The 24,288-nt window shown below is 64.6% G+C and carries 23 protein-coding genes; all 23 read left to right on the forward strand.

The window, feature by feature from the left end:
- Nucleotides 1-3: 3 nt before the first annotated feature.
- Complete coding sequence (locus tag ET21_RS0115035; RefSeq protein WP_237751576.1) at nucleotides 4-846, forward strand: lytic transglycosylase domain-containing protein; 843 nt, start codon at nucleotides 4-6, stop codon at nucleotides 844-846.
- Entirely contained in the window at nucleotides 843-1,421 is a 579-nt protein-coding gene (locus tag ET21_RS0115040; RefSeq protein WP_030540325.1) for a hypothetical protein, read from the forward strand. The genes ET21_RS0115035 and ET21_RS0115040 overlap by 4 nt, the downstream gene beginning before the upstream one ends.
- 1,171 nt (nucleotides 1,422-2,592) lie before the next feature.
- A complete protein-coding gene (locus tag ET21_RS28550; RefSeq protein ID WP_237751579.1) occupies nucleotides 2,593-3,714 on the forward strand; it encodes a DUF3363 domain-containing protein in 1,122 nt (373 codons plus the stop codon).
- Nucleotides 3,715-3,890: 176 nt separating this feature from the next.
- Nucleotides 3,891-4,577, forward strand: a complete 687-nt coding sequence (locus tag ET21_RS0115055) for a CerR family C-terminal domain-containing protein (RefSeq protein WP_030540328.1) — start codon at nucleotides 3,891-3,893, stop codon at nucleotides 4,575-4,577.
- Nucleotides 4,577-5,584 carry a secretion protein HlyD gene (gene hlyD / locus ET21_RS0115060; RefSeq protein ID WP_030540329.1) on the forward strand — a complete coding sequence of 336 codons (1,008 nt, stop codon included), beginning with the start codon at nucleotides 4,577-4,579 and terminating at the stop codon, nucleotides 5,582-5,584. Before ET21_RS0115055 ends, hlyD begins: the two co-directional genes overlap by 1 nt.
- Nucleotide 5,585: 1 nt before the next feature.
- Entirely contained in the window at nucleotides 5,586-7,316 is a 1,731-nt protein-coding gene (locus ET21_RS0115065) for an ATP-binding cassette domain-containing protein (protein WP_030540330.1), read from the forward strand.
- Nucleotides 7,313-8,440 carry an ABC transporter permease gene (locus ET21_RS0115070; RefSeq protein WP_030540331.1) on the forward strand — a complete coding sequence of 376 codons (1,128 nt, stop codon included), beginning with the start codon at nucleotides 7,313-7,315 and terminating at the stop codon, nucleotides 8,438-8,440. Before ET21_RS0115065 ends, ET21_RS0115070 begins: the two co-directional genes overlap by 4 nt.
- Nucleotides 8,437-9,561, forward strand: a complete 1,125-nt coding sequence (locus ET21_RS0115075) for an ABC transporter permease (protein ID WP_030540332.1) — start codon at nucleotides 8,437-8,439, stop codon at nucleotides 9,559-9,561. Before ET21_RS0115070 ends, ET21_RS0115075 begins: the two co-directional genes overlap by 4 nt.
- 3 nt (nucleotides 9,562-9,564) lie before the next feature.
- Nucleotides 9,565-10,974 carry an efflux transporter outer membrane subunit gene (locus ET21_RS0115080; RefSeq protein WP_030540333.1) on the forward strand — a complete coding sequence of 470 codons (1,410 nt, stop codon included), beginning with the start codon at nucleotides 9,565-9,567 and terminating at the stop codon, nucleotides 10,972-10,974.
- Between the two features lie 117 nt (nucleotides 10,975-11,091).
- Complete coding sequence (locus tag ET21_RS0115085) at nucleotides 11,092-12,033, forward strand: LysR family transcriptional regulator (RefSeq protein ID WP_030540334.1); 942 nt, start codon at nucleotides 11,092-11,094, stop codon at nucleotides 12,031-12,033.
- Between the two features lie 185 nt (nucleotides 12,034-12,218).
- The gene (locus ET21_RS0115090; protein ID WP_030540335.1) at nucleotides 12,219-14,207 is read left to right on the forward strand and encodes a conjugal transfer protein TraG; all 1,989 of its coding nucleotides are present in this window, start codon (nucleotides 12,219-12,221) and stop codon (nucleotides 14,205-14,207) included.
- Between the two features lie 10 nt (nucleotides 14,208-14,217).
- Entirely contained in the window at nucleotides 14,218-14,679 is a 462-nt protein-coding gene (locus ET21_RS0115095) for a CopG family transcriptional regulator (protein WP_003052333.1), read from the forward strand.
- Nucleotides 14,680-14,824: 145 nt separating this feature from the next.
- Nucleotides 14,825-15,790: a P-type conjugative transfer ATPase TrbB gene (gene trbB, locus ET21_RS0115100; protein ID WP_030540336.1), complete on the forward strand. Its 966-nt coding sequence runs from the start codon at nucleotides 14,825-14,827 to the stop codon at nucleotides 15,788-15,790.
- On the forward strand, nucleotides 15,787-16,119 hold the full coding sequence (locus ET21_RS0115105; RefSeq protein ID WP_030540337.1) for a TrbC/VirB2 family protein: 333 nt from the start codon (nucleotides 15,787-15,789) through the stop codon (nucleotides 16,117-16,119). Before trbB ends, ET21_RS0115105 begins: the two co-directional genes overlap by 4 nt.
- Nucleotides 16,119-16,400, forward strand: coding sequence for a VirB3 family type IV secretion system protein (locus ET21_RS0115110; protein WP_003052343.1), 282 nt, complete (start codon nucleotides 16,119-16,121; stop codon nucleotides 16,398-16,400). Before ET21_RS0115105 ends, ET21_RS0115110 begins: the two co-directional genes overlap by 1 nt.
- A gap of 10 nt (nucleotides 16,401-16,410) precedes the next feature.
- The gene (gene trbE, locus ET21_RS0115115) at nucleotides 16,411-18,867 is read left to right on the forward strand and encodes a conjugal transfer protein TrbE (RefSeq protein ID WP_030540338.1); all 2,457 of its coding nucleotides are present in this window, start codon (nucleotides 16,411-16,413) and stop codon (nucleotides 18,865-18,867) included.
- Complete coding sequence (gene trbJ / locus ET21_RS0115120; RefSeq protein ID WP_030540339.1) at nucleotides 18,864-19,637, forward strand: P-type conjugative transfer protein TrbJ; 774 nt, start codon at nucleotides 18,864-18,866, stop codon at nucleotides 19,635-19,637. Before trbE ends, trbJ begins: the two co-directional genes overlap by 4 nt.
- A gap of 10 nt (nucleotides 19,638-19,647) precedes the next feature.
- Nucleotides 19,648-19,923 carry a putative entry exclusion protein TrbK-alt gene (trbK-alt, locus tag ET21_RS0115125; RefSeq protein ID WP_003052351.1) on the forward strand — a complete coding sequence of 92 codons (276 nt, stop codon included), beginning with the start codon at nucleotides 19,648-19,650 and terminating at the stop codon, nucleotides 19,921-19,923.
- Nucleotides 19,924-19,926: 3 nt separating this feature from the next.
- Nucleotides 19,927-21,240: a P-type conjugative transfer protein TrbL gene (gene trbL / locus ET21_RS0115130; protein WP_030540340.1), complete on the forward strand. Its 1,314-nt coding sequence runs from the start codon at nucleotides 19,927-19,929 to the stop codon at nucleotides 21,238-21,240.
- Entirely contained in the window at nucleotides 21,237-21,926 is a 690-nt protein-coding gene (gene trbF / locus ET21_RS0115135; protein WP_030540341.1) for a conjugal transfer protein TrbF, read from the forward strand. Before trbL ends, trbF begins: the two co-directional genes overlap by 4 nt.
- Entirely contained in the window at nucleotides 21,923-22,879 is a 957-nt protein-coding gene (gene trbG, locus ET21_RS0115140; protein ID WP_030540342.1) for a P-type conjugative transfer protein TrbG, read from the forward strand. The genes trbF and trbG overlap by 4 nt, the downstream gene beginning before the upstream one ends.
- Nucleotides 22,876-24,039, forward strand: a complete 1,164-nt coding sequence (locus tag ET21_RS0115145) for a TrbI/VirB10 family protein (RefSeq protein WP_030540343.1) — start codon at nucleotides 22,876-22,878, stop codon at nucleotides 24,037-24,039. The genes trbG and ET21_RS0115145 overlap by 4 nt, the downstream gene beginning before the upstream one ends.
- A gap of 2 nt (nucleotides 24,040-24,041) precedes the next feature.
- Nucleotides 24,042-24,260 (forward strand): DUF2274 domain-containing protein, encoded by a 219-nt coding sequence (locus tag ET21_RS0115150; protein ID WP_030540344.1) that lies wholly within the window; start codon nucleotides 24,042-24,044, stop codon nucleotides 24,258-24,260.
- Nucleotides 24,261-24,288: the final 28 nt, after the last annotated feature.

A 24,288-nucleotide genomic window follows, 5' to 3' on the forward strand; every position in this document is an offset into this window, starting at 1 on the left:
TTGGTGCGCGTTCCGATCATCCCTTTGTTCGCGGGAACGCACTCGCATCCCTTCGTCCCGCTCGGCGACAAGACGGCCGGCGCGCGCAGCGAAGGTCAAGGGCGGCCACCGGCCGGCGCTTTGCGCGCACCCTTTACCGTAGCGAGCACGCTGGCAGGCTGGCGTCATAGCGGCGACAGGAAGCCATGGCGCTATGCCGTCCTGTTGCTGGCCGGCGCACTATCAGTCTGCGCCGGATCGGGCGTCGCGGTCGCGCAATCCGCGTCGGTCGTGCGCCCGGTTGCCGTCGATCCCTATGCCGCGCACATCACCGAGGCGTCGCAGCGGTTCGGCATCCCCGAGCACTGGATTCGCGCCGTGTTGCGCGCCGAGAGCGCGGGCGACGTGCGCGCGATTTCGTCGGCCGGCGCGATGGGATTGATGCAGGTTATGCCCGACACTTGGGCGGGCCTGCGTGCCCGTCACCGGCTCGGCCGCGATCCCTATCAGCCCCGCGACAACATCCTCGCAGGCACGGCCTATCTGCGCGAAATGTGGGATCGCTACGGCAATGTCGGCGCGATGCTCGCGGCCTACAACGCCGGCCCCGGCCGCTACGACGAGCACCGTTCGACCGGCCGTCCGCTGCCGGCCGAAACCCGCGCCTATGTCGCCGCGCTCGCGCCGATCTTCGGCGGCGCGGCTGCATCTGAAGCGCCGTCATCGGCACCGCCACCGCCGCCCGACTGGCGCGACGCACCGCTCTTTGTGCTGCGCCCGAACGACAGCCAATCGACGGTCGCGCCGTCATCCGAGACACAACCCGGCGACCTGTTCGCTGCCGTTTCGGGGCCGGATCGCCGATGAAGATCGCCTATGCCGACCCGCCTTATATCGGCTGCGCACACCTCTACCGCGACCATCCCGACTATGCGGGCGAAGTCGATCATGCGCGCCTGATAGAGCGGCTGGATCGCAACTATGACGGCTGGATTTTGCACGCCGCCGCGACGCCCCGTTCCATTGCGACGCTCGCCCCATTTGTCGAGCGGACGGGCGCGCGGTGGATGGCCTGGGTGAAGGGATTCGCCGCGTTCAAGCGCAATATTCCCGTCGCGTTTGCGTGGGAGCCGGTCATCGTGAAGGCGGCGCGAAAGCCCGTCGTCAGCAAGCGCCTGGTGATGCGGGATTGGATTCAGGAGAGCATCACCCTGCGTCGCGGCCTCACTGGCGCGAAGCCCGAAGCGGTCTGCCATTGGGCGTTCGAGATGGTCGCCGCGCGCCCCGACGACACGCTCGACGACCTGTTTCCAGGCAGCGGCGCGGTCGCCGAAGCGTGGCGCACATGGCGTCTCAAATTCGCATTGCCGGACGAGCCGGCGGCGCGGGTCGCTGCACCCATCGGTGTGCAGGATCAGGCAGCGGATGGAGCAGAACCATGAGGGCCGGAGAGGCAGAGAAGGGCGAAAGAGCGGAGGGCAAGATAAAGGAAACCGGCACTAGGTCGGCCGGATTTCTGAAATTGTTGTTGTCTGCACACTGGTTAGGTGGTCCGCGAGCGGCACCATGCTTTTTGATCCCGCGTGCCGCGATATTGCGCAAAGCCTTGGCTTTGCTGGATTTCGACCGGCACCATGACCGCCGAACGCCCGATTTTCTTGGGTTTTGGCCGGAGGCGCGGACGTGAGCGCCGACGACGAAAACCGCTTCCGCCCGAAGCCCGGCCGCATCCGATCCGACGCGCCGAAGGGCGGCAAGACCAAGAGCTTTCTAACCCAGGCGAAGAAGATCGCTCGACAGCACAGCACCACGTCATCCAGATCGTCGCCGCGCCCAGGCAAGACCCCGACCGCCAAGGGCGGCAAGGGAGCGCGCTCGACTGGAGGACCGGGCGTCCGGCGTGGACGCGGCGCGGCCTTCGTGCGCGCTCGCACCCTGTCGGGCGGCTGGCGTCACAGCGCGCCCGGAATGCGCCGCGTCGTCGTCAAGACCCGCTACGTCAAGGAGGCGGGCAGGAACGGAAGGGCGGCCGCCCATCTGCGCTACATCCAGCGCGACGGCACATCGCGCGACGGCGAGCGCGGGCAGCTCTATTCGGCGACCGAGGACCGCGCCGATGGCGCTGCCTTCCTTGAGCGCGGCCAGGAGGATCGCCACCAATTCAGATTCATCGTCTCGCCGGAGGACGGCGCGGACCTGTCGGACCTGACAGCCTATACCCGCGACCTCATGCGCCAGATGGAAGCCGACCTTGGCACGAAACTCGATTGGGTTGCGGTCAATCACCACAACACCGGCCATCCCCATGTGCATGTCATCGTGCGCGGCAAGGATGACCTGGGCGAGAACCTTGTCATCAACGGCGACTATCTCGCCAACGGCATCCGCGAGCGGGCGAGCGAATTGACCACGCTGGAGCTTGGCCCCGTCACCGAGATCGAGCAGACCCGCAAGCTGTCGGCCGAGATCGACCAGGACCGTTTCACACGCATCGACCGGGCTATGGTCGAGGAAGCCGACGATAGGTTCCTCGACCTTCGCCAAGAGCCGGCCGAGCCGCGCCGCCAGTTCAACCGGGCGCTTCGCCTGCGCCGTCTCGCCAAGCTGGACAAGATGGGGTTGGCGACCGAGCACGCGCCGGGCGTTTGGGAATTGAGCGAGCGCATGGAGCCGACCTTGCGCGAGATGGGCGAGCGCGGCGACATCATCCGCAACATGCACAAGGCGTTGAAGGCCGATGGCCTGGAGCGCGACCCGCTGACCTTCCAAATCCATGACGGGCCGCCCGAAAAGCCCATCGTCGGCCGCGTCGTCGATAAGTATCTGTCCGACGAGCTGGGCGAGAACCTGACCGTCGTGGTGGACGGGATCGACGGCCGGACCCACCATGTCGCCGGCATCGACCCGGCCCGCGTCGAGGACGCGCGGATAGGCAGCGTCGTCGAGATCGGCCCGGCCGAAACGGCAAGCCGTCCGTCCGACCGAAGCATTGCCGCCATCGCCGAGGACGGCATCTACCGGCCGAGCCGGCATCTGGAGCAGGCCAAGTTCGAGGGGCGCGTTCCGGGCGGCGATTATGAAGGTTATGTTGATGCTCATGTGCGCCGGCTGGAGGCATTGCGCCGCGCCGGCATCGTCGAGCGGATCGACGCCGACCAATGGCGCATCCCCGAAGATTTCGAGAGCCGCGCCGCCGCCTACGACGCCGGCCGCAACCGGCAGGCCAGCGTTCGCGTCCTTTCGGTGCTCGACCTTGAAAAGCAGATCGGCGCGGACGGCGCGACCTGGCTCGACCGGCGCTTGGTTACGCCCGACGCAACCGACCTTGCATCGGCCGGCTTCGGCCAGCAGGTGCGCGAGGCGATGGACCAGCGCCGCGAGCATCACGTCGAGCATGGTGACGCCACGCGCAGCCGGGACGGCCGAATCTTCTATCGGCGCAATCTTCTCGCGACGCTGCGCGAGCGCGAGGTTGCCAGCTTCGGCACGGCGATGGCGGCGAACAAGTCGCTGCCGTTCCGCGCCGTCGCCGATGGCGAAACCGTCAGCGGCAAGTTCACTGGCACCGTGCAGCTAACCAGCGGCAAGTTCGCCATCGTCGAGAAAGCGCACGAGTTCACCCTTGTCCCATGGCGACCTGTCATCGACCGCCAGCTCGGCCGTGAAGTCGCGGGCGTCGTGCAGGGCGGTTCGGTGTCGTGGCAATTGGGCCGGCAGAAGGGTTTGGGGCTGTAGCGCTGTCCAACCGAGGCGCTGGCAATGCTGGTGCCGGACACCAAATAGTAACTAAATCATGTGATTGATTTAGTCGCTGATCCACGTTAAAGCTGACCATGGGACAGGGGCCGGCACGCACCGCAAGCGAGCGGACGGCTTTCGGTTCCCAAGATGAAGGATGGAGCACGGGCGTCATGTCGGGACGAAAGATCGAGCGCGGCGATCAAACTCGCGAGAAGCTGCTTATCGCAGCCGTGGATGTTTTCGGGCGTGTCGGCTTCGACGGCGCGACGACCCGGATGCTTTGCGAGAAGGCCGGGGCAAACCAGCAGGCAATTGCCTACTACTTCGGAAACAAGGACGGCCTTTACCTCGCTGCGGCCACCTCCATCGGGGATGGCATCAAGGATCATATCGCCCCGCTGCGAAGCCTCGTCTTTGCCCGTGTCGAAGAAGCGCGCTCGGGAACGCCACTTGGAACGGATGAGGCACGCCGCCTGCTGACCGAGATCATTCAGCGGATGGCGGCGCTATTCGTGAGCAGCCGTTCCGAGCCTTGGGCGCGCTTCATTATCCGCGAGCAGATGCAGCCGACTACGGCCTTTCGTTGCCTCTACGACGACTTGATGGGACCGCTGCTCAATATATGTGACCATCTAATTGGAACCTTGCTCGACGAAGACTCTGCTTCCGAGCATGTGCGCCTCAGAACCCTCGCATTGGTTGGAAGCGTCCTCATGTTCAGGATGGGGCGCGCTTCGGTCCTCGCCGCGCTCAATTGGGAGACGATAGACGACAAGGGCCTCGCGGCTGTTGAGGCTTTGGTGGTCGAACTTGTCGCGTCCATTGCGCCTGCCTCCTCGAATGTGGGGGGCGCATAGTGCCCCGCCGCATCATCATCCTGGCAGTCATCATCGCGGGCGTCGCAGCGGCGGGATACTACACTCGCGGCTTCGGCTTCTTGGACAAGCCCAACGAGGGGCTGATCCTCTATGGGAATGTCGATATTCGTCAGGTGAATCTCGGGTTTCGCGTTGCGGGTCGTATCGCCGAAATGCCGATTGATGAAGGTGCTTCGGTCGAGGCTGGGGCAACTCTGGCCCAGCTTGACCAACAGCCATTCATTGACGCGCTGGCGGGTGCGGAAGCGCAGGTTGCGACCGCTCGCGCCGAACTCGAAAAACGGCGCAACGGGAATCGACCCCAGGAAATTGCCCAGGCGGAGGCTGCGGTCGCCGTCCGAAGGGCGGACATGGTGCGAACACGAGAAGCCTTCCAGCGTCGCCGAGCGCTGGTTGCGACCGGCGCTGTATCCCAATCGGTTTTCGAGGCCGCCGAGGCTGAATACCTCGCCGCCGAGGCGCAGCTTCGGGCGGCAGAGGAAGCATTGGCGTTGCTTCGCGCCGGCTCTCGCGTCGAAGACATCGCGGCAGCGGAGGCGCAACTCGCGGCGGCGATAGCAGAACGCGATAGGGTGAAAACCAATCTGGCCGACACGACGCTTAAAGCACCGGACGCTGGCACGATCCTCACGCGAGCGGCCGAGCCCGGTGCCATCGTCCAATCCGGCGCAACTATCTTCACGCTCACCATCAATCGGCCGATCCGGGTGCGCGCCTATGTTGCCGAACCCGACCTTGGGCGGATTGCGCCCGGCATGACCGTGTTCGTAACCACTGACGGCAACCCCAAAGTCTATCGTGGTGTCATCGGCTTCATTTCACCAACCGCCGAATTTACGCCGAGGACGGTTCAGACCGAACAACTGCGCGCCGACCTCGTTTATCGTTTGAGGATCAACGTCACCGATCCCGATGACCGTCTCCGTCAAGGTCAGCCCGTGACCGTGAGGCTCCAGCAGAGCCCGGACCCAGGGGCGGGCCAGTGAAATGACAGAGGCAGTCGCCCACGCTGTAGATGTCACCAAACGCTTCGCGCCCAATGCAGCCCCGGCACTTGATGCCGTGAGCATGGAGGTGATGGGCGGCGTGATGACGGGCTTGGTCGGCCCCGATGGCGCGGGCAAGACAACCCTGATCCGTTTGCTCGCCGGATTGCTCGACCCGGATGAAGGGGAAGTTACCCTTCTTGGCGAGCCCGCCATCGCGGCCGACAGGTCGGCGCTAGGCTACATGCCGCAACGCTTCGGACTCTACGAAGACCTGTCGGTTATCGAGAACCTTTCGCTCTACGCTGATCTTCGCGGTTTACCCCCAGGGAAAGAACGCACGGAGCGCTTTTCCCAACTCCTGTCTTTCACGGACCTTGAGCGATTCCGCCCCCGGTTGGCTGGCCGTCTATCGGGCGGCATGAAGCAAAAGCTGGGCCTGGCCTGCGCGCTGGTGCGGCCCCCTCGCGTGCTGCTGCTTGATGAGCCTGGCGTTGGCGTCGATCCCGTGGCCAGGCGGGAACTATGGGCGATGGTCCGCCAGCTCACGACGGAGGGCATGGGCGTCGTCTGGTCCACCGCCTATCTCGACGAAGCCGAGAAGTGCGATACGGTATTCCTGCTGAACGAAGGCAAGCTGCTGTTCAGTGGACCGCCGAAGCGGCTGACATCCCGTGTCGAAGGTCGGACCTATCGTCTGTTTGGTCCTTCCGAAAGCCGGCGGTCTTTACTCGCCAGCCTTGTCCTTCGCGACGATGTAAAGGACGCCACCATTCAGGGCGCTTCCGTTCGCGTCCTCATGGACGAAGGCGCTGCTGCGCCGACCACAGAACGATTCGGAATGTCGCAGGGCGACCGAATCGAAGCCGTGCAGCCGCGATTTGAGGATGCGTTCATTGACATCCTTGGTGGAGGACCGAAAGGCGTCAGCCAACTCGCCGCGAGCTACAAGCCCATCGAAAAGTCCGACGCGCCGGCCATCGAGGCGCGAGGGCTTACCAAGGTGTTTGGGACGTTCACGGCGGCAGGCGACATCACATTCTCCGTGCCGCAAGGCCGGATATTCGGCCTTCTCGGGCCGAACGGCGCGGGCAAATCCACGACCTTCAAGATGCTTTGCGGGCTTCTCACGCCGACAGCGGGCGAAGGCCGCGTTGCCGGCCATGATCTTCGCACCGCCAGCGCGGAGGCGCGTCAGTCTCTCGGCTACATGGCGCAGAAATTTTCCTTGTATGGCGATCTTAGCGTCAAACAAAATCTGGACTTCTTCGCCGGAGCCTATGGCTTGAACCGACGCCAGCGGGCCGAGGCCGTTGCGCGCGTCATCGACATTTTCCAGCTTGAACGTCATCTGCCGGTGAACAGCGGAACATTGCCGCTAGGCTTCAAGCAACGGCTCTCGCTTGCCTGCGCCGTGCTCCATCAACCGCCCGTGCTTTTCTTGGATGAGCCGACATCGGGCGTGGACCCTATCACCCGCCGCGAGTTCTGGTTGCACATCAACGGCCTCGTGCAACGCGGCGTGACGGTGCTCGTCACCACCCACTTTATGGAAGAAGCGGAATATTGCGACCGCATAGCGCTGATCTATCGCGCGCAGGAAATCGCCCAAGGCACGCCCGAAGACCTCAAAACCCGCGCGGCTGAAATCAGTGGCGGCACAGACCTTACGATGGAGGACGCTTTTATTGCGCTGATCGAGGAAACGGATCGAAAGCGGGAGGCCGCATGAACGACCGCTTCTATCCTCGACGCTTCATGGCCCTGCTCGTCAAGGAGTCGCTACAGATTCTCCGCGACCCCTCGACGATGCTGATTGCCTTTGTGCTGCCGCTGCTCCTGCTTTTCCTGTTTGGATACGGTGTGTCTCTCGATACGGCGAGGACGCGGATCGGCTTGGCGGTTCAAGATTCCAGCGAAGCGGCGGCCAGCCTGGCGGGGGCCTACCGATCATCCCGGTGGTTTCAGGTTCAATCCCGGCGCGACGTGACTTCGCTCAAGGATGAACTGATCGCTGGGCATATCCGGGGCATCGTGGTCATTCCGAGTGATTTCGGCCAGAGGGTCGCAGCCGGGATCGACGCGCCGATCCAGGTGATTACCGATGGCTCGCTGCCGAACACGGCATCCTTTGTCGCCGCCTATGCCGAAGGTGTTCGGGCTACCTGGGCGGAAGGCCGTGCATTGGATCGTGGTGTGCGACTAGCTCCCGCAATCGCCCCGCTGCCCCGCTTCTGGTTCAATCCGGGCCTCGAAAGTCGCTTCGCTCTCATTCCCGGCTCGATCAGCATTGTCATGACGATGATCGGGACGCTTCTGACCGCGCTCGTCGTCGCGCGGGAATGGGAGCGCGGCACGCTCGAAGCGTTGATGGCTACGCCCGTCAGCATGGGCGAGTTCCTGGCCACGAAAATCATTCCCTATTTCGTGCTCGGGCTCGGTTCGATGACGCTCTGCGTCATCGTCGCCGTCTTCCTGTTCGGCGTGCCCTTTAGAGGGTCGATCCTCGCGCTGTATGCGGTTGGCGCGGCCTTCCTCATGCCAGCATTGGGCCAAGGCTTGCTGATTTCGGCGGCGACGAAGAATCAGTTCGTGGCCAGCCAGGTTGCGTTGCTAACGGCATTTATGCCGGGCCTGCTGCTGTCTGGATTTCTGTTCGAGATCGGCTCGATGCCGAAATTCATTCAGGGGATGACCTATGCGGTTCCAGCCCGCTACTTCATCCCGCCCCTGACCAGCGTTTTCGTGGTGGGCGATCTTTGGCCGATGTTCGTTCGCAGCATCCTGGCGATGCTGGGTTTCGGCCTCCTGTTCTTCGGCCTCGCCTTCCGAGTGACGCGCCGGAGGATCGCATGATGAGTTCCGCCAGCTTCGCGCGACTATCTGCGATCATCGTGAAAGAGCTATGGGCGGTCTTTCGCGACCCCAGGGCTCGCATCACCCTTATTGCGCCTCCGTTACTTCAACTCGTCCTGTTCGGATTCGCGGCGACGCTGGAAGTGCGCAACTTCGACGTTGGCGTGCTCGACCGCGATTCCGGCATCTGGAGCCATGAAATTGTTTCGCGGGTGGCAGGCAGCCCCAACGTCGGCCGCATGGTGCCGCTCGCCTCGCCCGACGACATGCGGGAGGCAATCAACAATCAGCAGGTCATCGCCGTTCTCAGTTTCGATTCGCGATTCAGCGCGGCTATCGAGGGCGGGCAGATTGGCGAGGTTCAGATCGTCCTAGACGGGCGACGCTCGAACGCATCGCAGATCGTTTCCTCATACCTGCAACAGATCATTGGCCAGGTCGCAGCCGAAGCGCGCCCCGCCGCAACTCCAGGGCAGTCCACTACCCGAACCGTCGTCACCAACTGGTTCAATCCCGCGCTGATATACCTTTGGTTCGTGATGCCGGCGTTGCTTGTGACCCTGGGCGCAACCGGCACCTTGTCGATTACGGCTCAATCCGTTGCCCGCGAGCGGGAGCTAGGCACCTTCGATCAGCTTATGGTTTCGCCGTTGAGGGTCCACGAAATCCTCATTGGCAAGATGGCACCGCCTTTGCTGATCGGATTCTTCAATGCCACGCTCTATGTGATCCTTATCCCCACGGTCTTCGGAGTGCCGCTTACCGGCTCCGTGGCGTCGTTCTACTTCTCTCTGTTCTTCTATGTAGTATCGCTGATCGGCGTCGGAATGCTGGTATCCACGTTGTCGCAAACCCAGCAACAAGCCTTTCTCGGCATGTTTCTGGTGACGGTGCCGCTAATCCTGCTGTCCGGCTTCGCCACTCCAGTCGATAACATGCCCGGCTGGCTACAGGTGATCGCTTTCGCCAATCCCTGTCGGCATTTCCTCGTCGTCTCCGAAGGCGTCTTCCTGAAAGACATGCCGGCGGCGGTCATTCTCGCGAACACATGGCCGCTGGCGGCTATCGCGTCCGTCACGCTGACCGTTTCGGCAATTCTTTTCCGCGCTCGGATGGAGTAGCCCATGCGTCATCCCCCGTTCCCGGCACTACTAGCTTCTCTTAGCGTTGCGGCCTGCACGGTCGGACCAAGCTATGTCGAATCCAGCCCGGCGGTGGCGCCCGGCTGGATTTCCGCTGCCAATCCACATCCGATTGATGAAGATTGGTGGCGCTCGCTCAATGATTCACAGCTCGTTGAACTTGTGGAATTGGCTGTAACCAGCAACCACGACGTTCGGGAGGCGGAAGCGCGCCTACGCGAAGCGCGGGCGCTACGCGACGCCGCACGCGGTCGCGCTGGTCCAGATGCAGCACTATCCGGCGCGGCCACGGCGAACCGCGTCAGCGAAAACGGTCAATTGCCGGTTGCCAATGTTCCGGGGTTCGATCCTCAATTTTCCCTTTTCGATTTCGGATTCGATGCGTCGTGGGAAATCGACCTATGGGGCCGAACACGGCGTAGCATCGAAGCGGCGGACGCCCGTGCAGAGGCAATGCAGGAAGCCCGGCGCAATGTCATCTTACAGGTGATCGCAGAGGTTGTCCGAAGCTACGTCGATCTACGCGGCTCCCAAACTAGGCTGTTGGTTGCTCGCGCAGACGCCAACGCACAGCAGGCCATCGCCAGCCTGGTCGAAAGGCGGTTTAGGTCCGGCGAGGCGTCGCGCTTCGACTTTGCTCGTGCCGACACACAGGCTCGGGCAGCCAGCGTAAGCCTTGATGGGATTGAGGCCGACGCGCGCGCGGCAGCCTATCGCTTATCCTTGCTAACTGGCCAAGCACCGGGGGCCACTTCACTTCGGTTGTTGAGCCCTGGGTCGCTTCCGGTTGCTCCATCGCAGATTACGGCTGGGCTTCCATCCGAACTGTTAAGGCGACGCCCGGATATACGTCAGGCAGAGCGCGAATTGGCGGCTTTCACCGCTGACGTTGGCGTGGCCACGGCTGACCTCTTTCCGCGACTATCGCTCATTGGGTCGATTGGTCAGCAAGCTCAGAGCGCGGGCGATCTGGCATCGGGGGCGAGCACACGATTGCAAGTTGGGCCGAGCTTCCATTGGCCCATATTCTCCATGGGGCGCATCCGAGCGCAGATTCGGGCGGCGGATGCCCGAGCCGATGCAGCCATGATCCGCTACGAGCGGAGCGTAACGGGCGCGCTTACTGACAGTGAGACGGCGCTTAACCGATATGCCGCCGCACAGATCATGCGCCGGAAAGCGGAGGGGGCGACAACGCAGGCGGCCGCTGCGGTCGATCTTGCCCGCCAGCGCTACCAGGCTGGCGAGGACGACCTAACGATATTGCTGGACGCGCAATCCGCATACAGCGCTGCGGAGCGTGCGAGTCTTGATGCTCGCGTCGGTGAACTGATGGCCGTTGTCGCTCTCTACAAGGCACTAGGGGGCGGATGGGAGGCCGCCGTCTCATGATCGGTCTGCCGCTGATTTTCCGGTCAGACATTCACAATGTTCCCGGTATCCGGCGCGACGGTCGCCGTCGATTGACCGAGCACAGGTGAAACGGTGCGGCGGCGGCGTTCAACACCCATGATCGACCGCAAATGGGGAGTGCCGACCTCGTTGGGTTCACGCATTCCCCTCGCGTCCCTCATTCAAACGCTCGCCGTCGCCGAATATCTGAACTTCCGGCACGCTGCGAACGCACTCGGCGTCAGCCTGTCGAGCGTCAGTGCTCGCGTGAAGACGCTGGAGCAAGACCTTGGCGTTTTGCTGTTCGAGCGCCATGCGCGAGGCGTCCGGCTGACAGAGGCCGGTCGCCAGTTCGTCGAGCATGTTGCGGCCGGCGTCGATCAACTCGACCATGCCGTGAAGACCGCCGGCATGGCGGCGTCAGGAGAGTGCGGACGCCTGCGCATCGGCGTCCATGCCCTGATCCCTCGCAGCTTCCTCGCAGGACTGATCGGACAGTATCGCGAAGACTATCCCGGCATCGAAGTCGAGATCACGGAAGGCACAGCACGCGATGCGGTTATGCAATTGCGCGCCGACCGTCTGGACATCGTATTCATGGCAGGCACGCCCGAGCTACCCGACTGCCACACGCGGCGGATATGGACCGAACCGCTGGTCGCCGCGCTGCCGGATAGGCATCGGCTCGCCAAGCAAGCCGCCGTCACCTGGGCCGATCTAGCGGGCGAGACGTTCCTTGCCCGGCACGGCGGCACCGGCCCACAAGTCCATGACCATATCGTGCTGCGCCTTGCCGGACGCTGGCCGGCATCATCTATCCAACGCTTCGATGTCGAGCGCGGCACGCTGCTTTCCATGGTCGGACAGGGCTTCGGCGTCACCATCGTCGGCGCGGCTACGTCGCTGCTACGAACTTCCGACGTTACTTTCCTTCCGGTCGCGGACGAACCGGAGCCGGTTCCTTTCTCGGCCGTCTGGTCGCCATTCAACTGTAGCGCGGCACTTCGCAATTTGCTCACCCTCGCAAGAGAAATGGGGCGAACTATCCCGGCGGATTGAGTCTCGTCCGCGATTCGTTACGGTCTTCCCGCGACAGACATCCGCGCAGATAAATGAGTGGACGCAACCCGTCCTATTTGCCGCCGATAGTATCCGACAGCCCTCCCGCTCTACCTTTCCTGTTGCCTGTCCCATAATTGCCTACTCTCTGATCGGCTCCGTCTCTTTTTCCGACTGGAGCCCGTATGCGCGGAGGCCGAATCCTTTGGGGTCAGATCGCCGTCGTCTTCACCATCGTTCTGGTGATGACTTGGGCGGCGACGCAATGGACCGCATGGCGTCTCGGCTTTCAGGCGCAGCTCGGCAATCCATGGTTCGAGCTGGCTGGCTGGCCGATCTACTACCCACCCGCGCTGTTCTGGTGGTGGTATGCCTTCGACGCCTATGCGCCTTCGATCTTCGTCGAGGGTGGCGTCATCGCAGCGTCGGGCGGGCTTATGGCCATCGCCGCCGCAATCATGATGTCGATCATCCGGGCGCGGGAGGCGCGCAACGTCGCCACCTATGGATCGGCACGATGGGCCGAGGACAAGGAAATCCGCACGGCCGGATTGCTCGGCCCCGATGGCGTCGTGCTCGGCCGGCGCGAACGCGACTATCTGCGCCATGATGGGCCGGAGCATGTGCTTTGCTTCGCACCTACGCGGTCAGGCAAAGGCGTCGGCCTCGTGGTGCCGACGCTGCTAACCTGGCCGGGAAGCTGCATCGTCCACGATATAAAAGGGGAGAACTGGACGCTGACCGCCGGCTTCCGCGCGAAGCACGGCCGCGTTCTGCTGTTCGATCCCACGAACGCCAGATCGTCGGCCTACAACCCGCTACTGGAGGTGCGCCAGGGCGAATGGGAAGTCCGCGACGTGCAGAACATCGCGGATATTCTCGTCGATCCCGAAGGGAGCTTGGATCGAAGAAACCATTGGGAGAAGACGAGCCACAGCCTGCTTGTCGGCGCAATCCTGCACGTCCTCTATGCCGAACCCGACAAGACGCTGGCCGGCGTCGCCAGCTTCCTTTCCGATCCGAAGCGCCCCGTCGAGGCGACCTTGCGCGCGATGATGGACACGCCGCACCTGGGCGAAGCCGGCGTTCATCCCGTCATCGCGTCATCGGCCCGCGAGCTGTTGAACAAGAGCGAGAACGAGCGCAGCGGCGTGTTGTCCACCGCCATGTCGTTCCTGGGTTTGTATCGCGATCCCGTCGTGGCGCGCGTCACGGCGCGGTGCGACTGGCGCATTGCCGATCTTGTCGGCAGCAGGAAGCCGGTCAGCCTCTACCTTGTCGTGCCGCCGTCCGACATCAACCGCACCAAGCCGCTCATTCGCCTGATCCTCAATCAGATCGGCAGGCGGTTGACGGAGGAATTGCACACGTCCGGCAAGCGGCATCGACTGCTGTTGATGCTCGACGAGTTTCCTGCGCTCGGCCGGCTCGATTTCTTTGAATCCGCGCTCGCCTTCATGGCCGGATATGGCCTCAAATCCTTCCTGATCGCGCAGAGCCTCAATCAGATCGAAAAGGCTTACGGGGCGAACAACAGCGTATTGGATAATTGCCACGTCCGCGTCGCCTTCGCCACGAACGACGAGCGGACCGCGAAACGGATCAGCGATGCGCTTGGCACCGCGACCGAGTTGCGCGACTCTACCAACTACGCAGGACACAGATTAGCGCCATGGCTGGGGCATCTCATGGTGTCACGGCAGGAGACAGCGCGGCCGCTGCTCACGCCGGGCGAGGTGATGCAGCTCCCGCCATCCGATGAAATCGTGATGGTCGCCGGCACGCCGCCCATCCGCGCGACCAAGGCTCGCTATTTCGAGGATGCGCGGTTCATGGAACGCATCCTGACCCCGCCCGATCCGGCAGCCGATCCCGCCGCCGCGAACCCGTCATCCGACGATTGGTCGAGCCGCATCGTCGCGGCGACGAAAGCAGCGGCCCCGGCCACGGCCGGCGGGACCGAAGGCGATCCGGCCAATGCCGGTATCCGCCGCGAGCCGGAATTGCCGGAGCATGAGGAAATCATCTCGCCGCCACGTCCGCCCGAACAGGAGTTCGACATTCTGGACGATGAACCGGACGTTGACGCCGCCAAAGCCCGCGCGCTGCGCCAGCGTATGCGGATGGTCGCGCGGCAAGCGTCGCTGGACCCCGGCGACGGCATCGAGCTTTGAGGATACGCCCATGACCACCCGAACCCGCATGAACGTCTATTTCGCCCCGGACTTGCTCGCCCAGGTCGAGGCGCTGGCGCTGCGCCGCCAAGTGTCGAAATCCGCCATCGTCGAGGCAGCCGTCGCTTCCTTCCTGTCCGGCGACAGTTCGGATCGGCTGGAGGCGGCCATGTCGCGCCGCCTCGACAAGCTCGGCCGCGAGATCCACGCGCTCGACGAGGATCTTGCCGTGCTCGGCGAAACCGTCTCGCTGTTCGTCAACATCTGGCTTTCCGCCACGCCGCCGCTGCCGGAGAGCGCGCAGGCCGCCGCCCGCGCGAAAGGTGCCGAACGGTTCGAGGGTTTCATGCAGACGCTCGGCCGGCGTCTTGCGACCGGCGACAGGTTCCTCAAAGAGTTGTCGCGCGATGTCGATTCGCTTCCCGATAGTCCATCGCAAGATCAGTTCGAGGCCGATGGCAGCGTAACCTGAATTTCCAACCCGTCCTATTCGCCGCCGATAGCCGCCGATCACCGCATCCTCTTCGATACTTGTTGAATCAGCCTGATTTCAGGCTCCTTTAATCGACCCCGTTGCGGGGACGGTCTGTCGCGCCCCGTCAGGAATCGGGGCCGATATGACATCCACACACCATAAGCCGGAAGCGATACAGCGCGGCGCGCGCATGTTGCGCACCGCGCTCGGCGCGGCCATCGCCCGGTTTCTGGAAGACCCGGCCGTGGTTGAGGTCATGCTGAATCCAGACGGGCGAATCTGGATCGACCGACTTTCCGAAGGGCTGGCCGACACGGGCGAAACGATGTCGCCGGCCGATGGCGAACGCATCGTCCGTCTTGTCGCTCACCACGTCGGCGCAGAGGTTCACGCGCGATCCCCGCGCGTCTCGGCAGAGCTTCCCGAAACCGGCGAGCGGTTCGAGGGACTTTTGCCGCCCGTCGTCGCTGCACCGGCATTTGCGATCAGGAAGCCCGCCGTCGCGGTGTTCAGCCTCGACGACTATGTGGCGGCCGGCATCATGTCCGCCGACCAGGCCGTGACGTTGCGCGAGGCGGTCGCATCCCGCGCCAATGTATTGGTGGCGGGCGGCACCTCCACCGGCAAGACCACGCTGACCAACGCGCTGCTCGCCGAGGTGGCGAAGGGCGCGGATCGCGTCGTCATCATCGAGGATACGCGCGAGCTGCAATGCGCCGCGCCCAACCTTGTCGCCATGCGGACGAAATCCGATCTTGTGCGGTCCTCGCTTCGCCTGCGCCCCGACCGCATCCCCATCGGCGAGGTGCGCGGCGCGGAAGCCCTCGACCTCCTGAAAGCGTGGGGCACGGGCCATCCGGGCGGCATCGGCACCATCCATGCCGGCACCGGCATCGGCGCGCTCCGTCGCCTTGAACAGCTCATTCAAGAGGCTGTCGTCACGGTCCCGCGCGCCCTGATCGCGGAAACCATCGACCTTGTTGCCGTCCTTTCCGGGCGCGGTTCCGCGCGCCGGCTGGCCGAACTCGCCCGCGTCGAAGGGCTGGGGTCGGACGGCGATTACCGCATCACCCCCGCAATCCCCAACAGCACAGGAGAACCCAAATGATCCGCACGCTTTCGCGCGGCTACCGCACCATGGCGACCGCAACCGCCGCTGTTTCCATCAGCATCATCCTCGCCCCGGCCGCTCATGCGTCCGGCTCGTCAATGCCGTGGGAGCAACCGCTTCAACAAGTCCTTCAATCCATCGAAGGGCCGGTTGCCAAGGTGGTGGCCGTTATCATCATCATCGCAACCGGCCTGACCCTCGCGTTCGGCGATACCAGCGGCGGCTTCCGTCGCCTGATCCAGATCGTATTCGGTCTGTCCATCGCGTTCGCGGCATCGAGCTTCTTCCTGTCGTTCTTCTCGTTCGGCGGCGGGGCGCTCGTTTGATGGCCGCCGTCCTCGAACAACTCGACGCGGTGCCGGGATTTTCGGTCCCGGTCCATCGGGCGCTGACCGAGCACATCATGCTCGGCGGCGCACCGCGCTCCATCGCCATCATGAACGGCACGCTCGCCGGGGCCGTGGGCCTTGGCCTGCGCCTCTGGCTTGTGGGCCTCGCCATATGGGCCATCGGCCATTTCGCGGCCGTATGGGCGGCGAAGCGCGACCCACTCTTTGTCGAGGTGGGGCGGCGGCATCTGCGCATCCCCGCAAACCTTGCAGCGTGAGGGCGTGGCCATGATGAACCTCGCCGAATATCGCCGCACCGCCAGTCGCCTTGCCGACTTTCTGCCCTGGGCCGCGCTGGTCGGCTCTGGCGTCGTCTTGAACAAGGACGGCTCGTTCCAGCGCACGGCCAGGTTTCGCGGTCCCGATTTGGATTCCGCCGTTGCGGCCGAGCTGGTCGCCGTCGCCGGTCGCATCAACAACGCCTTCCGCCGTCTCGGATCGGGCTGGGCGATTTTCGTCGAGGCGCAGCGCAGCGAGGCCGCGACCTATCCCGACAGCACGTTTCCCGATCCGGCGTCGGCCTTGCTCGACGCCGAGCGCAAGGCCGCCTTCGAGGAAGCCGGCGCGCATTTCGTGTCGGGCTATTTCCTGACCTTCCTCTACATGCCCCCGGCCGAGGAAGCCGCCCGCGCCGAAACCTGGCTCTATGAAGGCCGCGAGCAATCCGGCGTCGATCCCTATGAAGTGCTGCGCGGTTTCATCGACCGCACCGACCGCGTGCTCGCATTGCTCGACGGCTTCATGCCGTCCTGCCGGTGGCTCGACGACAGCGAAACGCTGACCTACCTCCATTCCACCGTCTCGACCAACCGGCATCGCGTCCGCGTTCCCGAAACGCCGATCTATCTCGACGCGCTGCTCGCCGACCAGCCGTTGACCGGCGGGCTGGAGCCGCGCCTTGGCGACCAGCATCTCCGCGTCCTGACCGTCACCGGCTTTCCCACCGCGACAACGCCCGGCCTGCTCGACGACTTGAACCGGCTCGCCTTCCCGTATCGCTGGAGCACGCGCGCGGTCCTGCTCGACAAGACCGACGCGACGAAGCTGCTCACCAGGATCAGGCGGCAATGGTTCGCGAAGCGCAAAAGCATCGCCGCGATCTTGAAAGAGGTGATGACCAACGAGGCATCCGTTCTCGTCGATACGGACGCCGCCAACAAGGCCGCCGACGCCGACATGGCCTTGCAGGAGCTTGGGGCAGATGTCGCCGGCATGGCCTACGTCACCGCCACCATCACCGTATGGGACGCGGACCCCAGGATTGCCGACGAGAAATTGCGGCTGGCCGAAAAGGTCATCCAGGGCCGCGACTTCACCGCCATGGTGGAGACGGTCAACGCGGTTGACGCATGGCTCGGCAGCTTGCCCGGCCACGCCTACGCGAACGTCCGGCAGCCGCCCATCAGCACTTTGAATCTCGCCCACATGATCCCGCTTTCAGCGGTGTGGGCGGGGCCGGAACGGGACGAGCATTTCGGTGCGCCCCCTCTGCTTTATGCAAAGACCGAAGGCTCGACCCCGTTCCGGTTTTCCCTTCACGTCGGCGATGTCGGCCATACGCTCGTCGTCGGCCCCACAGGCGCGGGTAAGTCCGTCTTGCTCGCACTTATGGCGCTCCAGTTCCGGCGCTACGACCGCAGCCAAGTCTTCGCCTTCGATTTCGGCGGCAGCATCCGCGCCGCGTCGCTCGCAATGGGCGGCGACTGGCACGACCTGGGCGGCGGCCTGACCGAAGGTTCCGACGCTTCCGTATCGCTCCAGCCGCTCGCCCGCATTCACGACACCTATGAACGCGCCTGGGCGGCCGACTGGATCGTGGCCATCCTCATGCGCGAAGGCATGACGATCACGCCGGAGGTGAAGGAACATATCTGGACGGCGCTGACCTCGCTTGCCTCCGCGCCAATCGGGGAACGCACCATCACCGGCCTCGCGGTGCTGCTGCAATCCAACGACCTCAAACAAGCCCTTCGGCCGTATTGCGTCGGCGGTCCTTATGGCCGGCTGCTCGATGCCGAAGCCGAACATCTCGGCTCGGCCGACGTGCAGGCGTTCGAGATTGAGGGGCTTGTCGGCACGGGAGCCGCGCCCGCCGTTCTGGCCTACCTGTTTCACCGCATCGGCGACAGGTTGGACGGGCGGCCGACGCTGCTCATCATCGACGAGGGTTGGCTTGCGCTCGACGATGAAGGCTTTGCCGGCCAGCTCCGCGAGTGGCTTAAAACGCTGCGCAAGAAGAACGCCAGCGTCATCTTCGCCACGCAAAGCCTGTCCGACATCGACGGCAGCAACATTGCGCCTGCGATCATCGAGAGCTGCCCGACGCGGCTGCTTTTGCCGAACGAGCGTGCCATCGAGCCGCAGATCACCGCCATCTATCGGCGCTTCGGCCTCAATGACCGCCAGATAGAGTTGATCGCCCGCGCTACGCCGAAGCGGGATTACTACTGCCAGTCGCGGCGCGGCAATCGCCTGTTCGAGCTGGGCCTGTCCGAAATCGGCCTCGCGCTCTGCGCCGCATCCGCCAAATCCGATCAGACGCTCATTGCGCAGATCGTCGCCGAACACGGCCGCGACGGCTTTCTCGCGGCTTGGCTCACGACCCGCGATGTCGGCTGGGCCGTCGAGCTTCTTCCGAACTTCCCGACGCTGATCCCCCAAACCGAAAAGGAGTCCCAACCATGACCATTCGTCTTTTCCGCTCGCGTGCCATCGTCATGGCCGCAACGATGCTCGCCGCCCCGCTGGCCGTTTCGTCCATGCTGGCAACGCCGGCACATGCGCAATTCGGAAGGATCGTCTTCGACCCGTCGAACTATGCGCAAAACATCCTCACGGCCGCGCGCACGCTGGAGCAGATCAATCATCAGATCACCTCGCTCCAGAACGAGGCGACCATGTTGATGAACCAGGCGCGCAATCTGGCGAGCCTGCCGTTCTCGTCGCTCCAGCAGCTTCAACAGAACGTCCAGCGCACGCAGCAGCTTTTGAGCCAGGCGCAGAACATCGCCTTCGACGTGCAGCGCATCGACCAGGCGTTCCAGCAGCAATACGGCAACGTGTCGATGTCGGCGACGGATCAGCAGCTCGTCGCCAACGCTCGCACGCGCTGGCAGAACACCGTAGGCGGCTTGCAGGACGCCATGCGCGTTCAGGCCGGCGTCGTCGGCAACATCGACAGCAACCGCACGCAGATGTCGGAGCTGGTCGGCCAGAGCCAGAACGCGACCGGCGCGCTCCAGGCGACGCAAGCCGGCAACCAGCTTCTAGCCCTCCAGTCGCAGCAGCTTTCCGACCTTGTTGCGTTGCTCGCAGCCAACGGCCGGGCGGGCGCGCTGACCGAGGCCGAACGCGCAGCGGCGGCCGAACAGGGGCGCGAGCAGCGCCGTCGCTTCCTCACGCCCGGCAACGGCTACCAGCCCGGCAACGCGCAAATGTTCAACAACGGCAATTGAGGGCGCGGCCATGGACGGCAAGATGCTGGCCCGGCTGGGCGCAATCGTATTCGTGGCCATCGCCATCACGGCGACAGCCATCGAAATGACCCGCAAGGAAGACGCGCCGGCATCGCCGCCGCGTCTTCTCCAGCCCGAACGTGACCCGCTGCGCGAAGGGCAGCGCCGGTGCCAGCAGCTTGGCCAGCAGGCCGCCGACGACGCGGAATGCCTACGTGTATGGGCCGAAACCCGTGACCGCTTTCTCGGCCGGACGCGCGCGCCGGCCGCACCGGAAGGGCGGTGACGCATGGGCGGCGCAGGCGTCATCGACAATTTTCTCGGCACGTTCACGCAATACATCGACTCCGGCTTCGGCCTGTTGGGTGGCGAGGTGGCGTTCATCGCCACCACGCTCATCGTCATCGACGTGACGCTCGCAGCGCTGTTCTGGAGCTGGAGCGCAGACGACGACATCATTGCGCGGCTGGTGAAGAAGACGCTGTTCGTCGGCGTCTTCGCCTATCTTATCGGCAACTGGAACAACCTCGCGAAGATCGTCTTCGACAGTTTCGCCGGCCTGGGCCTGAAAGCATCCGGCACGGGCTTCACCGCGCAGGATTTGATGCGGCCCGGCAAGGTGGCGCAAACCGGCCTCGACGCAGCGCGTCCGCTGCTCGATTCCATTTCCGACTTGATGGGCTGGATCGCGTTCTTCGAGAACTTCATTCAGATCGCGTGCCTGCTGTTCGCCTGGGCGCTCGTCATCCTCGCCTTCTTCATTTTGGCGATCCAGCTTTTCGTGACGCTGATCGAGTTCAAATTGAGCACGTTGGCAGGCTTCGTGCTGATCCCGTTCGGCCTGTTCGGCAAGACCGCCTTCATGGCCGAGCGCGTGCTTGGCAATGTGATTTCCAGCGGCATCAAAGTGCTGGTGCTCGCCGTCATCGTCGGCATCGGCTCGACGCTGTTTTCGCAATTCACGCAAGGCTTCGGCGGCCAGACTCCTAGCATCGACGACGCCATGGCCATCGTGCTCGCGGCGCTTTCGCTCGTCGGGCTGGGCATCTTCGGCCCCGGCATCGCTTCCGGCCTTGTTAGCGGCGGCCCGCAGCTCGGCGCGGGCGCGGCGGTCGGCACCGGCCTTGCCGTTGGTGGCGCGGCGCTAGCCGCAGGCGGTGCAGCCGGGCTTGCCGCAAAGGGAGGCGCTGCCGCCGTGCGCGGAGGCGCGACCGCAGCCGGCGCTGCATCCGCCGCCTATAGCCTTGGCTCGCTCGGCCAGTCCGGCGCGGCGGGCGTGGCGTCCGGCCTGGGCGGCGTGGCGCGCGCCGTAGGCAGCACAGCCACATCGCCGCTGCGCCGGGCGGCGGCAAGCGTCAAATCCAGCTTTTCCGATGGCGTGAAAGCCGGGTTCGGCGCGACCGGCGGCACATCCTCCATGGGATCGGCCGGCAGCACGTCCGCATCCGCGCCGGCCGCTGGCACATCGCCCGGTTGGGCGCAGCGGATGCGCCAATCCGGCCACACCGGCCATGCCGTCCAGACGGCCGCGCACGCCGTCCGCTCTGGCGACAGCCACGCCTCTGGTTCTTCCGTCAACCTCTCTGAAAGCGACCGCACATGAGCATCTTCAAGCGACCCGCCGTGCATTACGGCAAGACCCCACAACCCGAAACGCCTTATCAGCGCGCCGCGCAGGTTTGGGATGAGCGCATAGGCTCGGCCCGCGTGCAGGCGAAGAACTGGCGCTACATGGCGTTCGGCAGCCTGATCCTTTCGGCCGGCTTCGCCGCCGCGCTTGTCTGGCAATCGGCGCGCGGGACCGTCGTGCCCTGGGTAGTCCAAGTTGATCGGCTCGGCCAGGCGCAGGCCGTCGCGCCCGCCACAGCCGACTTCCGCCCGACCGATCCGCAAGTGGCATGGCACCTGGGGCGCTTTATCGAACAGGTCAGGAGTATCCCCGCCGATCCCATCATCGTCCGCCAGAACTGGCTACGCGCATACGAGTGGACGACTGACAGGGGCGCGGCGGCGCTCAACGACTATGCGCGCGCCAACGACCCCTTCACCAAGGTCGGAAAGCAACAAGTCGCGGTCGAGGTGTCGAGCGTCATCCGCGCCTCGCCGGATAGCTTCCGCGTCGCTTGGACCGAACGCCACTACGAATCCGGCCAGCTTTCAACAACCGAGCGATGGACCGCGATCCTGACCATCGCAATCCAGCCGCCGCGCGATACCGAACGGCTGCGCGCCAATCCGTTGGGAATCTACGTCAATGCAATTTCGTGGTCGCGGGAGATGAGCCAATGAGGACGATCATCCGCACCCCGGCGATTCCCGCCGTCCTGCTTTCCGCAACCATGCTTGCCGGCTGCGCGACCTACAAACCGCCGCAGATCAGCTACGATGCGAGCGTGCCGCCGTTGCCGGCCGTCCCCGCGGCCGTCACCGACGACCGGCCGCGGCCGATCCATATCCCGCCCGCCTGGACCGTCGCACGCGGCGGCACCGCCGCCGGCACACCGACCGCGCGCGTCGAGAACGCCAATGCCGCCGCCCGCGTGCAGCCGCGCCGCGAGGGCTATTACAACTCCATCCAGATTTACCCGTGGAGCGACGGCGCGCTCTATCAGGTCTATGCCGCGCCGGGCCAGATCACGAACATCGCCCTGGAGCCAGGCGAAAGCCTGACCGGCGCAGGGCCGATAGCGGCCGGCGACACGGCACGCTGGATTATCGGCGATACGGAATCCGGTTCGGGCGTCACGCGCCGAGTCCATATCCTCGTGAAGCCAAGCCGGCCGGACATCACCACGAACCTTGTCGTGACGACCGACCGGCGCGTTTACATGCTCGAGCTGCGCTCGGGCGAGAAGCCCTATATGCCCGCCGTCGCTTGGGCCTATCCGCAGCAGCCGGCCGGGCAGCGGCAGGCGGTGCCGGCCACGCCGGTCATCCCGGCCGTCGCCGCGCGCAACTATCGCTATGGACTGACAGGCGACAATCCAGCTTGGAAGCCCGTCGCCGTCTATGACGACGGCAGGCGCGTCTATGTCGAGTTTCCGCGCGGCATCGTTCAAGGCGAAATGCCGCCGATCTTCGTGCTCGGCGCGGACGGCGAGGCGCAGATCGTCAACAGCCGCATCCATCAACACATCCTGATCGTGGACCGCCTGTTCGGCGCGGCCGAGCTGCGCCTTGGCAGCGGCGACCGCCAACAGACCGTCAGGATTGTCCGCACAGACGGGAGGCCATCGTCATGAGTGAGAATGACACCAATACCGCCACGCCGATGCGGCTTCGCGCGGAAGCCCCGCGCGTCACCCGCCTGTCCCGCAAGGTGCTCGCCAGCGTGGCGGCCGTCGCGCTGGTCGGCGTCGGCGGCGCGCTGATCTACGCGCTCCAGACCCGCGACGGCGGCACGGGCGGCGAAGAACTGTTTTCCACCAACAACCGCCAGCCTGCCGATGGGCTTGCCGGCCTGCCGCGCGACTATACCGGCCCGGTCCTGGGGCCGCCGCTGCCGGGCGACCTCGGCAGACCCATCTTGGATGCGCAGAACAGGGGCCAGCCCGTCGTGCCGCCGACGATCACCACGCCGCCCGTGGATCGCGCCGAGGAACGCCGGCTTGCCGAGGAAGAAGCCGCGCGCGTCAGCCGCGTGTTCTTCCAGACCGAGGCCCGCACCGGCAGCCCGGCCGCAACGCCGGGCGGCGCGACCACGCCGGGACTTCCCGGCCTCGACCTTGCCGGCTTGACAGGGCAACCCGGCCAGCAGACCGCGCAGGACAAGCAGCTTGCGTTCCTCAATGCACCCGTCGATCGCCGCACCACGTCGTCGGATCGCGTCATGGCTCCAGCCTCGCCCTTCGTGCTCCAGGCCGGGGCCGTGATCCCGGCCGCGCTCATCACCGGCATCCGTTCCGATCTTCCGGGCCAGATCACCGCCCAGGTGACGCAGCACATCTATGACAGCCCGACCGGCAGCCTGCTCCTGATCCCGCAGGGGACGCGGATCATCGGGCAGTATGACAATAGCGTTCAGTTCGGCCAGCGCCGTGTGCTGCTCGTCTGGAATCGGCTGATCCTCCCCAATGGCCGCTCTATCGTTCTGGAGCGCCAGCCGGGCGCGGATAGCCAGGGCTACGCCGGTCTTGAGGATGGCGTCGATTATCATTGGTGGGATTTGGCGAAGGCCGCCGGCCTTTCGACGTTACTTGCGGTCGGCACGGAGCTGGCCGTCAGCGACGAGGACCGCCTTGTGCGCGCCATCCGCGACGGGGCGCAGGACACCATCAACGACGCCGGCCAGCAGATCATCCGCCGCCAGTTGCAGGTTGCGCCGACGCTCACGATCAGGCCGGGCTTCCCCGTCCGCGTGATCGTCACCCGCGACCTTGTGCTCGAACCATACAGAGGTTGACCATGAGCAAGCTGAAACTCGGCACGTTGCCCGACGACAAGCCCGTTAAGGTGTCACGCGAATTGCCCGCGACACTCTTTCGAGATTTGCAACTTTATGGACGCTTGTTGGCAGGGGCAGGACAGCCGCCGATAGAGCCGGAAAAGCTAATTGTGCCGATGCTGGAACGCTTCCTCGCCACGGATCGAGAGTTTCAGAAGGCCCGCCGCGCGGCCAGCTAACCTAGTTGGCGGCACCCGACAGCAGGGG

The sequence above is a fragment of the Sphingobium sp. DC-2 genome, from assembly GCF_000722555.1.
Lineage (GTDB): Bacteria > Pseudomonadota > Alphaproteobacteria > Sphingomonadales > Sphingomonadaceae > Sphingobium > Sphingobium quisquiliarum.

Coding starts and splice junctions, on each gene's coding strand:
- ET21_RS0115070 (WP_030540331.1), top strand. CDS start 7,313: ATGAACGACCGCTTCTATCCTCGACGCTTCATGGCCCTGCTCGTCAAG.
- trbB (WP_030540336.1), top strand. CDS start 14,825: ATGACATCCACACACCATAAGCCGGAAGCGATACAGCGCGGCGCGCGC.
- ET21_RS0115145 (WP_030540343.1), top strand. CDS start 22,876: ATGAGTGAGAATGACACCAATACCGCCACGCCGATGCGGCTTCGCGCG.
- ET21_RS0115085 (WP_030540334.1), top strand. CDS start 11,092: ATGATCGACCGCAAATGGGGAGTGCCGACCTCGTTGGGTTCACGCATT.
- ET21_RS0115055 (WP_030540328.1), top strand. CDS start 3,891: ATGTCGGGACGAAAGATCGAGCGCGGCGATCAAACTCGCGAGAAGCTG.
- ET21_RS0115110 (WP_003052343.1), top strand. CDS start 16,119: ATGGCCGCCGTCCTCGAACAACTCGACGCGGTGCCGGGATTTTCGGTC.
- ET21_RS0115150 (WP_030540344.1), top strand. CDS start 24,042: ATGAGCAAGCTGAAACTCGGCACGTTGCCCGACGACAAGCCCGTTAAG.
- trbJ (WP_030540339.1), top strand. CDS start 18,864: ATGACCATTCGTCTTTTCCGCTCGCGTGCCATCGTCATGGCCGCAACG.
- ET21_RS0115080 (WP_030540333.1), top strand. CDS start 9,565: ATGCGTCATCCCCCGTTCCCGGCACTACTAGCTTCTCTTAGCGTTGCG.
- trbG (WP_030540342.1), top strand. CDS start 21,923: ATGAGGACGATCATCCGCACCCCGGCGATTCCCGCCGTCCTGCTTTCC.
- ET21_RS0115095 (WP_003052333.1), top strand. CDS start 14,218: ATGACCACCCGAACCCGCATGAACGTCTATTTCGCCCCGGACTTGCTC.
- trbE (WP_030540338.1), top strand. CDS start 16,411: ATGATGAACCTCGCCGAATATCGCCGCACCGCCAGTCGCCTTGCCGAC.
- ET21_RS0115065 (WP_030540330.1), top strand. CDS start 5,586: ATGACAGAGGCAGTCGCCCACGCTGTAGATGTCACCAAACGCTTCGCG.
- trbL (WP_030540340.1), top strand. CDS start 19,927: ATGGGCGGCGCAGGCGTCATCGACAATTTTCTCGGCACGTTCACGCAA.
- trbK-alt (WP_003052351.1), top strand. CDS start 19,648: ATGGACGGCAAGATGCTGGCCCGGCTGGGCGCAATCGTATTCGTGGCC.
- ET21_RS0115105 (WP_030540337.1), top strand. CDS start 15,787: ATGATCCGCACGCTTTCGCGCGGCTACCGCACCATGGCGACCGCAACC.
- trbF (WP_030540341.1), top strand. CDS start 21,237: ATGAGCATCTTCAAGCGACCCGCCGTGCATTACGGCAAGACCCCACAA.
- ET21_RS28550 (WP_237751579.1), top strand. CDS start 2,593: ATGGGGTTGGCGACCGAGCACGCGCCGGGCGTTTGGGAATTGAGCGAG.
- ET21_RS0115090 (WP_030540335.1), top strand. CDS start 12,219: ATGCGCGGAGGCCGAATCCTTTGGGGTCAGATCGCCGTCGTCTTCACC.
- ET21_RS0115040 (WP_030540325.1), top strand. CDS start 843: ATGAAGATCGCCTATGCCGACCCGCCTTATATCGGCTGCGCACACCTC.
- ET21_RS0115075 (WP_030540332.1), top strand. CDS start 8,437: ATGATGAGTTCCGCCAGCTTCGCGCGACTATCTGCGATCATCGTGAAA.